This window comes from Baekduia sp. Peel2402, assembly GCF_052567285.1.
Window position 1 is genome coordinate 2,767,018 of the sequence record NZ_CP199582.1, and the last position, 13,735, is coordinate 2,780,752.

General features: G+C 70.5%; 8 protein-coding genes. All 8 read right to left on the reverse strand.

Features of this window, described 5'->3' with window-relative positions; all coding sequences use genetic code 11:
• Nucleotides 1-33: 33 nt before the first annotated feature.
• Nucleotides 34-1,944 (reverse strand): SpoIIE family protein phosphatase, encoded by a 1,911-nt coding sequence (locus tag ACT01A_RS13550; RefSeq protein WP_445147616.1) that lies wholly within the window; start codon nucleotides 1,942-1,944, stop codon nucleotides 34-36.
• On the reverse strand, nucleotides 1,944-7,304 hold the full coding sequence (locus tag ACT01A_RS13555) for a HAMP domain-containing protein (protein ID WP_445147617.1): 5,361 nt from the start codon (nucleotides 7,302-7,304) through the stop codon (nucleotides 1,944-1,946). The genes ACT01A_RS13550 and ACT01A_RS13555 overlap by 1 nt, the downstream gene beginning before the upstream one ends.
• 143 nt (nucleotides 7,305-7,447) lie before the next feature.
• On the reverse strand, nucleotides 7,448-7,831 hold the full coding sequence (locus ACT01A_RS13560) for a hypothetical protein (RefSeq protein ID WP_445147618.1): 384 nt from the start codon (nucleotides 7,829-7,831) through the stop codon (nucleotides 7,448-7,450).
• 39 nt (nucleotides 7,832-7,870) lie between these two features.
• Nucleotides 7,871-9,034: an ABC transporter ATP-binding protein gene (locus ACT01A_RS13565; protein WP_445147619.1), complete on the reverse strand. Its 1,164-nt coding sequence runs from the start codon at nucleotides 9,032-9,034 to the stop codon at nucleotides 7,871-7,873.
• Nucleotides 9,035-9,043: 9 nt separating this feature from the next.
• Nucleotides 9,044-10,441, reverse strand: coding sequence for a GH1 family beta-glucosidase (locus ACT01A_RS13570; RefSeq protein ID WP_445147620.1), 1,398 nt, complete (start codon nucleotides 10,439-10,441; stop codon nucleotides 9,044-9,046).
• Nucleotides 10,438-11,280 (reverse strand): carbohydrate ABC transporter permease, encoded by an 843-nt coding sequence (locus ACT01A_RS13575; RefSeq protein WP_445147621.1) that lies wholly within the window; start codon nucleotides 11,278-11,280, stop codon nucleotides 10,438-10,440. Before ACT01A_RS13575 ends, ACT01A_RS13570 begins: the two co-directional genes overlap by 4 nt.
• Nucleotides 11,280-12,290 (reverse strand): carbohydrate ABC transporter permease, encoded by a 1,011-nt coding sequence (locus ACT01A_RS13580; RefSeq protein ID WP_445147622.1) that lies wholly within the window; start codon nucleotides 12,288-12,290, stop codon nucleotides 11,280-11,282. The genes ACT01A_RS13575 and ACT01A_RS13580 overlap by 1 nt, the downstream gene beginning before the upstream one ends.
• A gap of 7 nt (nucleotides 12,291-12,297) precedes the next feature.
• Entirely contained in the window at nucleotides 12,298-13,689 is a 1,392-nt protein-coding gene (locus ACT01A_RS13585; protein ID WP_445147623.1) for an extracellular solute-binding protein, read from the reverse strand.
• Between the last annotated feature and the right edge of the window lie 46 nt (nucleotides 13,690-13,735).

Sequence of the window (13,735 nt, forward strand, 5' to 3'; positions counted from 1 at the left end):
GCGCCGCCGGGCCGACGGACGCGCGCCGCTCGCTCAGCCCGAGGTCGCCGCGCGGTCTGGCGCGTCGTCGCGCTCGGAGGCCGTCGTCTCCTCGCGCGGCGCGGGCGCGCGCAGCTGGCGGCGCAGGCGCACGGTCGAGCCGTGCGGCGCGAGCTCCAGCGTGACCTCGTCGGCCAGCGCGCGCATGAGCTCGATGCCGCGGCCGCGATCCGGATCCGACGGCGCGCGATCACGCGAGCCGGCGTCGCGGACCGTGATCGAGACCTCGCCGTGGGGATCGACCTCGAGGTCGACGCCGACGGTCGTGCGCGCGAAGTTCGTGCCGTGCTCCAGCGCGTTCTGCCAGGCCTCGTTGGCGGCCATGACCAGGTCGTGGACCTCGTCGGGTTGGGCGCCCGCCTCGCGCAGCCAGCGTGCGCTCAAGCGCCGCAGCGAGGCCAACGCGTCGGGGTCCGGCGAGAGCTTCAGCCGCGCCACCGGCCCGAGGCGCGCCTCGCCGCGCACGGCGACGAGCGTGACGTCATCGTCGGCCAGCTCGGCCTCGCAGGCCGCCAGCGCCGCCGCGACCATCTCCTGCGGCGATCCGCCGCCGGACGCCGCGTCGCGCAGGCGTCCCAGGCCCGTGTCGAGCCGCTCGCCGCGCCGCTCCACCAACCCGTCGGTGTACAACAACGCCGTCGTCCCCGGCGTGAGCTCCGCGACGCGCTCCTCGTAGCGCCACGTGTCCATGACGCCCAGCGGCGGCCCCGCGCCGTGCAGGATCTCGGTCCGGCCGCCGTCATGGGCGATCAGCGGCGGCGGGTGGCCGGCGTTGACGAACCGCAGCCGCCCGGAGTCGATCTCCAGGATCGCGAACAACATGGTGGTCATGAGGTCGGCGCCCAGCGCGGAGTGGTAGCCGTTCATGCGCTCGATCAGCGCCACCGGCGCGTGTCCCTCCAGCGCGTAGGCCCGCGCGACCGAGCGCAGCTCGCCCATCCGCGCCGCCGCGTCCACCCCGTGCCCGGCGACATCCCCTACAACGATTCCGAGGCGCCCGCCCGGGAGAGCGATCGCGTCGTACCAGTCGCCGCCCACGCGCGTGCCGCCCCCGCCCGGCGCGATGTGCGCCGCCAGCGTGACGCCGACGATCGATGGCAGCCGGTCCGGCAGCAGCGCACGTTGCAGCGTCGCCGCGATCCGCCGGTCGCGATCGTCGGTCAACTGCACCAACAACTGCTGCGGCGCACCGTGGACGTCGCGGACCGACACCACCGACACGGTCACCGGCACCGGCGTGCTGTCTTGACCCACCACGTGCGCCGTCCACGGCTCGCCGCCGTCGCCGTGCGTCGCGGCCGCCTCCAGCCGCTCGACCAGCTGCGGCCGGTCGCGCTCATGCAGGATGTCGTGGACCTGCGTCCGCGCCAGCGCCGACTCCTGTCGCCCGGTCAGCCGCTCCAGCGCCGGGTTGACCTGCAGCGCCAGCCCGGTCAGGTCGCACAGCGCCATCCCGGACGTCGCCGCCGCAAACGCGTTGCGCACCAACTCATCACTGCGCCGTAGCTGGCGGCGATGGCGGTCCAGGTCGGCGAAGACCTTCACCTTGGACCGCAGCACGAGCGGGTCGAAGGGCTTGAGCAGGTAATCCACCGCGCCGGCCTCGTACCCGGCGAACACCTCGGCCAGGTCGCTCTCGGCCGCGGTCAGGAAGATGATCGGCACGTCGCGCGAGCGATCGCGGGCCTTGATCATCTCGGCCGTCTCGATGCCGTCCATGCCCGGCATCTGCACGTCGAGCAGGATCACCGCGAAGTCCTGCGTGAGGACCTCGCGCAGCGCCTGCTCGCCGCTGTCGGCCTCGACGACGTCTACGCGCAGCGGCTCGAGGACGGCCTGAAGCGCGATCCGGTTCTCGCGCCGGTCGTCGACGAGCAGCACCCGCGGTGGGTCGACCTCGACCATCAGCGGTGCAGCCAGACCCTCATCAACGACAACAACTGCTCCACGTCGACCGGCTTGGTGACGTAGTCCGACGCGCCCGCGCTGATCGACTTATCGCGGTCGCCCTTCATCGCCTTCGCCGTCAGCTGGATGATCGGCAGCGCGTCGAAGCGCGGCATCGCGCGGATCGCCCGGGCCGTCTCGTACCCGTCCATCTCGGGCATCATGACGTCCAAGAGCACCAGGTCGGTGTCGGGCTGCTCGCGCAGCCGCTCGATTCCCTCGCGCCCGTTCTCCGCGAACGCCACCTTCATGCCGCGCGTCTCCAAGGCGGAGGCCAAGGCGAACACGTTGCGGATGTCGTCGTCGACGATCAACACGCGCTTGCCGTGGAAGACCTGATCGGCGGTCCGCAGCTTGGCCAACAACTTGCGCGTCGGCTGCGGGAGCTGGGTCTCCAGGCGGTGCAGGTGCAGCGCGGTCTCGTCGAGCAGGCGGTCCGGCGCCACCGCCGTCCCGACCACCAGCCGCGAGGACGCGGCCTCCAGCGCGACGCGCTCCTCGGGCGCCAGCGCCTCGGGCACGTAGAGGACGACCGGCAGCTCGCGCATCGCCGCCTCGCCCTCCAGCGCCAGCAGGACGTCCAACGGCCACTTCGAGCCGGGCCGCACGACGAGCACCGCGCAGTCGGCGCCGTCGGAGCGCATCCGCTCGGTCGCGTCGTCGGGCCCGACGACCAGCACGTCGACGTCGTCGCCCGAGCCGAGCAGCTCCAGCGTCTCGCCGTCCAGCCCGTCGCCGTCCTGGACGATCGCCAGCCGCTTGACCGACCGCGCGCTCAGGCGTTCCAGCGCGTCGAGCGTCGACAGCGCCGCCGCGCCCGGGTGCGTGCCGTCCTTCCCGGCGCTCGCCTCGTCGACGTAGGCGGCCGCGCCCGCGCGCAACGCGCTCAGCCGCCCGCCGGCCGGGCCCGCGACGACCACCGGCCGGTGGCGCGTCTCCGGGTGCGACTTCAGCTGCGCGAGCAGCCGCTCGCCGCGCCCATCTCCGGCGAAGACCAGCACGGCATCGGGCCGGTACTCGCGGGCCAGCGCGAGCCCGAGCGGCGTGCGCCGGGCGACCAGGCCCTTGAACCCGTGCTCGCGCGCGACCGCCAGCGCGCCCGCCGCGTGGTCGGCATCGTGTGCGATGACCAGCAGGACGCGGTCGCCGGCGACGACCGAGCCGCGGTCGTCCTCCAGCCCGTCGTAGGGCAGCAGCGCCGCGGACTCCGCCGACGCCTCGGCCGGCGCGGCCAGCGGCGGCTCGGTCGCTACTGGCGCGTCGATCTGCGCGCCATCCCCCGTGCGGTGCGCCAGCGGCAGCACCAGCGTGAAGCAGGAGCCGTCGCCGACCGCCGACGTCACGCGGATCTCGCCGCCGAGCAGGCGCGAGATCTCGCGACTGATCGACAGGCCCAGCCCGGTGCCGCCGTACTTGCGCGACGTCGTGCCGTCCGCCTGCTGGAAGGACTCGAAGATCGACGCGAGCTTGTCGGCCGCGATGCCCACGCCGGTGTCGGTCACCGCGAACGAGATCCGCTCGTTGGCGTCGCGCTGAACCTTCAGCGTCACCGCCCCCGAGTGCGTGAACTTGAAGGCGTTGGACAACAGGTTGCGCAGCACCTGCTGCAACCGCTGCTCATCGGTGACGATCGATGCCGGCAGCGCGTCGTCGACCTCGATCGTGAACGTCAGCCCCTTCTCCTTGGCCACCGGGCGGAACGAGCGCTCGACGTCCTCGGAGACATCGGCCAGCGCGACCGGCCCAAGGTCGAGGTCCATCTTGCCGGCCTCGACCTTGGAGAGGTCCAGGATGTCGTTGATCAGCGCCAGCAGGTCGTTGCCCGCCGAGTGGATCGTCGTCGCGAACTCCACCTGCTGGTCGGAGAGGTTGCCGTCGCCGTTGTCGGCCAGCAGCCGCGACAGGATCAACAGCGAGTTCAACGGCGTGCGCAGCTCGTGGCTCATGTTGGCCAGGAACTCGGACTTGTACTTGGAGGACAACGCCAACTGCGTGGCCTTCTCCTCCAGGCCGGCGCGCGCCGACTCGATCTCGGAGTTCTTGGCCTGAAGCTCGCGGGCCAGCGACTGCGACTGCGCGAGCAGCTGCTCGGTGCGCATGTTTGCGCGGATCGTCGAGAGCACGACGCCGATCGTCTCGGTGATCTGCTCCAGGAACGCGCGGTTGATCTCGGTGACCGACTGCAACGACGCCAGCTCGATGACGCCGAGGACCTGCTCCTCGAAGACGACCGGCAACACGATGATGTTGCGCGGGGGCGCGTCGCCGAGCCCCGAGGAGACCTTGATGTAGTCCTTGGGAACGTCGTCGACGACGATCGGCTTGGCCTCGACGGCCGCCTGCCCGATCAGGCCCTGACCGAGCGCGAACTGATCGCGGATCGAGCCGCCGTCACCGCCGTAGGACGCGACGAGCCGCAGCTCCTGGGTCTCGTCGGCCTCGCCTTCGACGAGGTAGAACGCGCCGTGCTGCGAGGTCACCAGCGGCGTCAGCTCGCTCATGATCAGTCGCGTGACCTGGCCCAGGTCCGCCTGCCCCTGGAGCATGCCGCCCATCCGCGCGAGGTTCGTCTTCAGCCAGTCCTGCTCGACGTTGATCTGCGTCGTCTCGCGCAGGTTGGCGATCATCTGGTTGATGTTGTCCTTGAGCTCGGCGACCTCGCCCTGAGCCTGGACCGTGATCGACCGCGTCAGGTCGCCCTGCGTCACCGCCGTGGAGACCTCGGCGATCGCGCGCAGCTGCGTCGTCAGCGTCGACGCGAGCTGGTTGACGTTCTCGGTCAGGTCGCGCCAGCGGCCGCGGACGCCCTCGACCTCGGCCTGACCGCCCAGCGAGCCCTCCGTGCCGACCTCGCGCGCGACGCGCGTCACCTCGTCGGCGAACGAGGAGAGCTGCGACACCATCGTGTTGATCGTGTCCTTGAGCTCCAAGATCTCGCCGCGCGCGTCGACCGTGATCTTCTGCGACAGGTCGCCGTTGGCCACCGCCGTCGTGACCTGGGCGATGTTGCGGACCTGGCCGGTCAAGTTGTCGGCCATCGAGTTCACCGACTCCGTGAGCGAGCGCCACGTGCCGGAGACGCCCTCGACCTGCGCCTGGCCGCCGAGCTTGCCGTCCGTGCCGACCTCGCGCGCGACGCGCGTCACCTCGGCCGCGAAGGACCGCAGCTGGTCGACCATCGCGTTGACCGTGTCGGCCAGCGCGGCGACCTCGCCCTTGGCCTCGACCGTGATCTTCTTGGACAGGTCGCCGTTGGCCACCGCCGTCGTCACCGTCGCGATGCCGCGCACCTGCTCGGTCAGGTTGGCCGCCATCGAGTTCACCGACTCGGTCAGCGACCGCCACGTGCCGGAGACGTCCTCGACCTCCGCCTGGCCGCCGAGGCGGCCGTCGGTGCCGACCTCCTTGGCCACGCGCGTCACCTCGGCCGCGAACGACCGCAGCTGGTCGACCATCGTGTTGATGGTGTCCTTGAGCTCGAGGATCTCGCCGCGCGCGTCGACCGTGATCTTCTTGGACAGGTCGCCCTGGGCCACCGCCGTCGTCACCTGGGCGATGTTGCGCACCTGGTGGGTCAGGTTGTCGGCCATGAAGTTGACGTTCTCGGTCAGGTCGCGCCACGTGCCCGAGACGCCCTTGACCTCGGCCTGGCCGCCGAGCTTGCCCTCCGTGCCGACCTCGCGCGCGACGCGCGTGACCTCGTCGGCGAAGGACGACAACTGGTCGACCATCGTGTTCACGGTCCGCTTGAGCTCGAGGACCTCGCCCTTGACGTCGACCGTCACCTCTTGGGTCAGGTCGCCCTTGGCCACCGCCGTCGTCACGCGCGCGATGTCGCGGACCTGGTCGGTCAGGTTGCGCGCCATGACGTTCACGGAGTCCGTGAGGTCCTTCCACGTGCCCGCGACGCCCGGCACGACCGCCTGGCCGCCGAGGCGTCCTTCCGTGCCGACCTCGCGCGCCACGCGCGTGACCTCGTCGGCGAACGACCGCAGCTGGTCGACCATCGTGTTGATGGTGTCCTTGAGCAGCAGGATCTCGCCGCGCGCGTCGACCTCGATCTTCTGCGACAGGTCGCCCTGGGCCACCGCCGTCGTCACGAGCGCGATGTTGCGGACCTGACCCGTCAGGTTCTCCGCCATCGAGTTCACCGACTCGGTCAGGTCCTTCCACGTGCCCGACACGCCCGGCACCTCGGCCTGGCCACCGAGCTTGCCCTCGGTCCCCACCTCTCGCGCGACCCTCGTCACCTGCTCGGCGAAGACCGACAAGGTGTCGGTCATCGCGTTGATCGTGTCGGCGAGCGCCGCGACCTCGCCCTTGGCGTCGACCGTGATCTTCTGCGTCAGGTCGCCCTTGGCGACCGCGCCGGCGACCTGCGCGATGCCGCGCACCTGGTCGGTCAGGTTGCGCGCCATGAAGTTGACGTTCTCGGTCAGGTCGCGCCACGTGCCGGAGACGCCGCGCACCTCGGCCTGGCCGCCGAGCTTGCCGTCCGTGCCGACCTCGCGCGCGACGCGCGTGACCTCGTCGGCGAAGCCGCCGAGCTGGTCGACCATCGTGTTGATGGTGTCCTTCAGCTCGAGGATCTCGCCGCGGGCGTCGACCGTGATCTTCTGGGTCAGGTCGCCCTGGGCGACCGCCGTCGTGACCTGCGCGATGTTGCGGACCTGACCCGTCAGGTTCGCGGCCATCGAGTTCACCGACTCGGTGAGGTCGGCCCACGTGCCGGACACGCCAGGCACCGCGGCCTGGCCGCCGAGCTTGCCGTCGGTGCCGACCTCGCGCGCGACGCGCGTCACCTCGGAGGCGAAGGACGACAACTGGTCGACCATCGCGTTGACCGTGGTGCCGATGCGGGCGAACTCGCCCTTGACCGGCTGGCCGTCGATCTCCATCGCCATCTTCTGCGACAGGTCGCCCTCGGCGACCGCCACGATCACACGTGCGACCTCCGTCGTGGGACGGACGAGGTCGTCGATCAGGCCGTTGACGATCGTGATGCGCTCGAGGTAGGCGCCCTTGGCGCCCTCGGTGCGGGCGCGCTCGGTCATCCGACCCTCACGGCCGATCTGCCGCGCGACGCGCCCGAACTCCGCGGTCTGGGCCTCGGAGTGCTCGGCGAGGCGGTTGAAGGCCACCTCCAGCTCGCCGAGCAGGCCCTTGCGCCGTGCCGGGAGACGTCGTGAGAAGTCGCCGTCCGCAGCCGCGTTGAGGGCTTCCAGCAAGCGCCTCAGCGCTGCCGGATCGAGCTCGCCCTGCTCGTCGTCTCGTCGCTTGCGCGAACGTCCCTCGTCGGCAGCCAGGGTCCCGGCCATCGATCCTCCTTGGGGTGGTGATAGCCGTACACACCCACGAGCGCACGGCCTTCGGCCGCTACCCAGTCTTGCGGAGGATCAAACGGCGTGCAGCACTTCTGTCCGCACGCGCAAGCCTGCTTGCGTATCGAGCGCGAGCGCTCCTAGCGGCGGTCGCCCAGCTCGTCCAGCCGGCGCTGGGCGTCCTCGGCGCGCTCGCCGTGGCGCTCGGCGGCGTCGCGGGCACGGGTGAAGCGTGATTCGGCCGTCTCGGCGGCCTCGGCGTGCTGGGCAGCCTCCTGCTCGTGGCGGCGTGCCTGCTCGGCGTGCTCCTCGGCGGCGGCGCGGTGCTCGCGCGCCTCGTTGGCGGCGGACCCGGCGCGGGAGACGATCGCGTCGTGCTCCTGCTGATGCCCGGACAGCTCGCCGGCGATGACCTGGCGCTCCTGCTCGATCCGCGTCCGCTCCTCCGCCTTGCGGCGGCTGTAGATCCCGGCGCCGATGGCGACGACGACCAAGAGAGCGATGATGATGAGGATCGCGACCATGACGGGGGTGTACCCGGAGCGGGCGCGATCCTCACCGGCTCAGCGGATGGCGCGCTCCGTTTCCGGGTCGAACAGGTGCAGGCGCTCGGTCTCGACCGCGACCGTCAAGGGCTCGCCCGGCCGCACGCGCGCACTCGGCGGCAGGCGGAGCGTCAGGCGAGCGGTGGCCGAGAGCGGGACCTCGGCGGCCAGCTCCTCCTGGTCAGCGGTCAGGACGGTGGCGGCGTCGACGTCGGCGTGAACGAGCAGGTCGGAGCCGAGCGCCTCGACGAGCGCGACCGCGACGTTGAGCGCGCGGCCGTCGGTGGCGCCGCCACCGAGCGCGACCGCCTCCGGCCGGATCCCGACGACCACCGGGCGGTCGGCGAAGACGCGCAGGCCGGGCCGCGCGGCGACGACGCTCGCCGGCAGCGAGAGGCGCTGCCGGCCGATGACGACGTCGAAGCCGTCACCGGCCGGCACCAGCCGCGCCTCGAGGAGGTTCATCGCGGGCGAGCCCATGAAGCCGGCCACGAACAGGTCGGCGGGCTCGTCGTACAAGGTCTGCGGCGCACCGCACTGCGCCAGGCGACCGTCGCGCATGACCGCCACGCGGTCGCCCATCGTCATGGCCTCGGTCTGGTCGTGGGTGACGTAGACGGTCGTCGTGCCGAGCTCCTGGTGCAGCCCGGCCAGGTAGGCGCGCATCTCGACGCGCAGCTTGGCGTCGAGGTTCGAGAGCGGCTCGTCCATCAGGAACGCCGCCGGGTCGCGGACGATCGCGCGCCCCAGCGCAACCCGCTGGCGCTGGCCGCCGCTGAGCTGCTTGGGGCGGCGCTCCAGGAGCGCCTCGATCCCGAGCTTCTCGGCCGCCGCCGCGACGCGCCGCGCGATCTCGTCGCGCTTGGCGCGCTGCATCTTCAGCGCGAAGCCCATGTTCTCGGCGACCGTCATGTGCGGGTACAACGCGTAGGACTGAAAGACCATCGCCAGGTCGCGGTCCTTGGGCTCCAGGTCGTCGACGACGCGGTCGCCGATCCGGATGTGGCCCTCGGTGTTGACCTCCAGTCCCGCGAGCATGCGCAAGGCGGTGGACTTACCCGAGCCCGACGGCCCGACCAAGACCATGAACTCGCCGTCGCGGATCTCCAGGTCGAGGTCGTCCACCGCGACGGTGCCGTCCTCGAACGCCTTGCTCACCCCTGCGAAGCCGATGCTGGCCATCTCGTCTCCCTACGCGCCCTTACGCGCGCGGTCGATGTAGTCCTTGTAGAACAGCGCGCTGGCCTTGGGCGTGCGCGCCTGGGTCTCGAAGTCGACGTGGACGATCCCGAAGCGCTGGCCGTAGCCGTCTTCCCACTCGTAGTTGTCCAACAACGACCAGACGAAGTAGCGGCGGACGTCGGAGCCGTCGGCGAGCGCCTCGCCCACGGCGGCCAGGTGCCCGGCCAGATAGGCGCGGCGCTCGGGGTCCTCCAGGACGCCGTCGGCCGGCTCGGGGTCCTCGAACGCCGACCCGTTCTCGGTGATCATCACCGGCAGCGACGTGTACTCCGCGCGCACGCGCGCGAGGATCTGGCGCAGGCCGGCGGGATCGATCTCCCAGCCCATGCCGGTGACCGGCCCGACCGACTCGGCGTCGCGCACGTGCAACGGGCCCTCGTCGCTCGGCTCGACGCGCATCGGGTTGTAGTAGTTGACGCCGAGGAAGTCGGTGGGTGTGGAGATCGTCGCGAGGTCGCCGTCTTGGACGCAGTCAAACGGTCCGGTCTCGCGCTCGTAGAGCTCCACCATGTCTTGCGGGTAGGCACCGCGGAAGACCGGATCCAAGAACCAGCGGTTGACGTAGCCGTCCCGCACCACGGCGGCTTCCCGATGCGCCTCGTCGTCGACGGCGGGCAGGATCGGGAACAGGTTGAGCGCGATGCCGATCTCCGACCCGGCCGGCAGCACCGTCCGCAGCGCCTCGGTCGCCCGCCCGTGGCTGAGCAGCAGGTGATGCGAGACGGCCAGCGCCGTCGGCCAGTCGTGCAGGCCCGGCGCCTTCTTGCCAATGGCATTGCCCAGGAACGCCGTGCACCACGGCTCGTTCTGGGTGATCCACGACCCGACGACGTCGCCGAGCTCGGCGCCGACGATCCGCGCGTACTCGGCGAAGCGCTCGACCGTGTCGCGCGCCGCCCAGCCGCCGCCGTTCTGCAGCGCCTGGGGCAGATCCCAGTGGTAGAGCGTGGCGACCGGCTCGATGCCGCGCTCGCGCAGGCCCTCGGCCAAGCGCTTGTAGAAGTCCAGCCCGCGCTGGTTGACCGTTCCCGCGCCGGTCGGAAGGATCCGCGGCCACGCGATCGAGAAGCGGTAGGACTCGACGTGCAGCGTGTCCATCAACTCGACGTCGGCGCGCCAGCGCTTGTAGTGGTCGCAGGCGACGTCGCCGGTGTCGCCGTTGACGGTCTTGCCCGGCGTGTGCGCGAAGCGATCCCAGATCGACTCGCCGCGGCCGTCGGCCAGCGTGGAGCCCTCGATCTGGTAGGCCGCGGTCGCGACGCCGAAGCGGAAGCCGGGCGGCGGGACGAACGGCTCGGCCGTCGCCTCCTGACCACCCTCCGTCGGCCGCGGCGCGGTCGCGCTCATCCCTTCACCGCCCCGGCCGTCAGGCCCTGAACGAGCCACCGCTGGGTGGCGAAGAAGGCGAGCATGACGGGGATCGTCGAGACGACGCCTGCAGCCATGAGCTGTGCGTACTCCTCTGAGTAGTTGCCGATGAAGTTGTGGATGCCGACCGGGATCGTCTCGGCGCGGTTGGCCGTGAGCGCGGTGACGAACAGCAGCTCGTCCCAGGCCAGCAGGAAGGCGTATACGAACGTCGCGACCAGGCCGGGCGCGGCACTGGGCAGGACGACGCGCCAGAACGCGCCGAAGCGCGTACAGCCGTCGACCATCGCGGCTTCTTCGAGCTCCGGCGGGATGTTCATGAAGAAGTACCGCATGAACCAGATCGCGACCGGCGTGAAGAACGCGGTGTAGACCAGGATCATCCCGATGTGCGTGTCGAACAGGTGGATCGGCGTGTTCTGCTTGAGCCAGATGAACCCCAGGAACACCGGCAGCAGGAACATCGAGCCCGGCACGAGCTGCGTGCCGACGACCGCCGTGCCGAACGCCTTCTCGCCGCGGAACCGCAGCCGCGCCAGCGCGTAGCCGGCCGACGACGCGAACGCCGTCGACAGCACCGCCGACGCCGTGCAGATGATCAACGAGTTGACGAAGTACTTGCCGAAGTCCACGGACTCCCACATCTGCTTGAACGCCGACACCGTCGGGTGCAGCAGGTCGTACTCGCCGGACGCGAGCTGGCCGCGCGTCTGCAAGCTGGAGATGACCAGCCACGCGATCGGCGCGAGCATGATCGCCAGCACCGCGTAGGTCAGCGCGTTCAGCGACCAGTTGGTCAACGTGCGTCGCGAGGCCATCAGGCGTTGTCTCCTTCGAGGTCGCGGCGGAAGGCCCTGAACCAGACCGCCACCCAGATCAACATCACCAACATGAGCAGCGTCGACGCCGCGGCGCCGAAGCCGAACAGGTTGTTGGAGAACGACTGCCGGACGATCAAGGTCATGATCAGGTCGGCGTCGCTGCCCGGGTTGGAGCCGAGCATCACGTAGGGGATCGCGAACTGGTAGGTGCTGTAGATGACGCCGAACAGCAGCTGGATCGCAATCAACGGGCGCAGCAGCGGCAGCGTGATGTAGCGGAACCGCCGCCACGGGCCGGCGCCGTCGATCGCCGCCGCCTCGTGCAGCTCCTTGGGCATCGACTCCAGGCCCGCGAGGAAGATCAGCATCGCCAGCGGGATCCCGCGCCAGATCGACGGGATGATGATCGCCAGCAGCGAGTTGTGGCCGAGCAGCCACGTCGGGCGGTCGCTCAGGACGCCCGTGTAGTCGACCAGGACCTTGTTGATGATCCCGGAGTCCGACTGCCACATGAAGCCCCACAGCACCGCGACGACGAAGCTCGGCACGACGTAGGGCGCGAGCATCAGCGTCCGGACGATCCGCCGCCCGGGGAACTGGCGGGCCATCAGCAGCGCGATCCCGAGACCGCCGACCAGCGTTCCGGCGACCGTCGCGGCGGTGTAGATGATGGTGTTGCGGACGGCGTCGACGAACCCCGAGTGCAGCGGGTTGGCCGAGTCGAACAGGATCGCGTTGTAGTTGTGCAGCCCGCTCCACGGCGCCCCGAAGAGCTCGCGGAAGGTGAAGGTGTTGAGGTTCTTGAACGACAACGCGATGCCCGCCAGCGACGGGATCACGTGCACCAAGATCATGAACGTGAGCGCCGGCGCGATCAGCCAGTAGGCCAGGCGGCGCCCGGAGGCGCTTGACCCACCGCGGCCGCGGCGCCGCCCGCCGGGCCGCGCGGACGATGCCCGCGCGGCCTCGGCAGAGGCCTTCTCGGTCGGATCGACGACGGCGCTCACGCTGGACCTACGAGGTCGCCTGGGACAGGAGGCCGTCGGCCTCCTTGGCGGCCTTGTCGAGCTGGGCCTTGATGTCGGCGTCCGACAGCTGCCCCTTGCCCGCCGCCTTGTCCAGGATCTGCCCGAACTGGTTCTTGTAGGCGTTCTCGACCTGCGCCCACTGGGCGATCGGCGCGTAGGACCGGCCCTGGTCCTTGATCGCCGCGTAGAACGCCTCGTGGTCGGCGTCGACCGTGCCCTCGGCCTCCTGCGGCTTCAGGCGCGCCGGGAACATACCCATCAACCCGGCGTAGTCGGTCTGCACGTCGTCCTGGGACAGGTACTTGACCAGCTCCCAGGCCGCGTCCTTGTGCTGTGAGGACTTGAACACCATCAGGTTGGACCCGCCGATGAACGTGTAGCCCTTGTTGGAGTCGCCGCCCGGCATCGACGCGACGCCGATGTTCTTGCGGGCCGCGTCCGACCACGTGTCGTCCTCGGCGCGCTTGGAGGACTGAAGCACCCACGGGCCACCGATGAAGACCGCGAGGCGGCCGCCCTTGAACTGGTCCTCGACCTGCTGGCCGTCACGCTCGAGCATCGACTTGTCCCACAGCCCGGCACCGACCAGGTCGGTGGCGAACTTGACGCCCTGGACCGCCTGCGGCGAGTTGATCGTCGAGGTCTTGTTGTCCTCGCTCAGCTCCGCGCCGCCCGCGTCCCAGACCCACGGCATCAGGTTGTGGACCAGGTCATAGGCCTTCTTGCCCGGGCCGCCGAACGGGGCGATCGGCTTGCCGCCGATCTCCTTGACGGCCTTGAGCTTCTCCAACGTTGCCTTCAGCGCGGCCTGGGACTCGAAGGCCGTCGCCGGGTCGACGCCCGCGGCCTTCAGCGCGTCCTTGCGGTAGTAGATCGTGCGCGCCTCGGTGAACCACGGCACGCCCCACGTCCCGTCCTGGCCCTCGACCTGCGAGGTCTTCCAGATGCCGGGCGCGTAGGCGCCTGCACCACCGATGTCGCCGACGCGGCCCTTGAGGTCCTCGAACCCGCCGAGCGCGGCGAAGAACGGGACCTGCGTCGTGCCGGCCTGCGTGACGTCCGGGCCTTCACCCGAGACGGCGGCGTTGCGGATGCGGTCGAGCTGGACGTCCCAGCCCACGAGCTCGACCTTAACCTTGATGCCGGTCTTCTGCTCGAACGGCGCGACGATGCGCTCCGTGTCGGCGACCGGCTTGGGGCCGTTGTTCATGATCCACAGGCGGACGGTCTGACCCTTGAGGCTCTTGGCCTCGGCCGGCTTGTCGTTGGCCTGCGCCTTGTCGTTGGTGCCACCGTCGTCTCCGCCGCACGCGGCGAGGACCATCGACAACACCGTGAGGGCGACCGCGACGAGGGCGGTCACTCGGCTCCTGCTCATCTCTCTCCTCCTGCTCCCCAGCAGTTTCTCTGAAGTTCGTTCCAAA

What these genes read in the sequence shown, in the direction of transcription:
- ACT01A_RS13550 (WP_445147616.1), bottom strand. Translation starts at nt 1,944, where the DNA reads ATGGTCGAGGTCGACCCACCGCGGGTGCTGCTCGTCGACGACCGGCGC.
- ACT01A_RS13575 (WP_445147621.1), bottom strand. Translation starts at nt 11,280, where the DNA reads ATGGCCTCGCGACGCACGTTGACCAACTGGTCGCTGAACGCGCTGACC.
- ACT01A_RS13555 (WP_445147617.1), bottom strand. Translation starts at nt 7,304, where the DNA reads ATGGCCGGGACCCTGGCTGCCGACGAGGGACGTTCGCGCAAGCGACGA.
- ACT01A_RS13560 (WP_445147618.1), bottom strand. Translation starts at nt 7,831, where the DNA reads ATGGTCGCGATCCTCATCATCATCGCTCTCTTGGTCGTCGTCGCCATC.
- ACT01A_RS13585 (WP_445147623.1), bottom strand. Translation starts at nt 13,689, where the DNA reads ATGAGCAGGAGCCGAGTGACCGCCCTCGTCGCGGTCGCCCTCACGGTG.
- ACT01A_RS13565 (WP_445147619.1), bottom strand. Translation starts at nt 9,034, where the DNA reads ATGGCCAGCATCGGCTTCGCAGGGGTGAGCAAGGCGTTCGAGGACGGC.
- ACT01A_RS13570 (WP_445147620.1), bottom strand. Translation starts at nt 10,441, where the DNA reads ATGAGCGCGACCGCGCCGCGGCCGACGGAGGGTGGTCAGGAGGCGACG.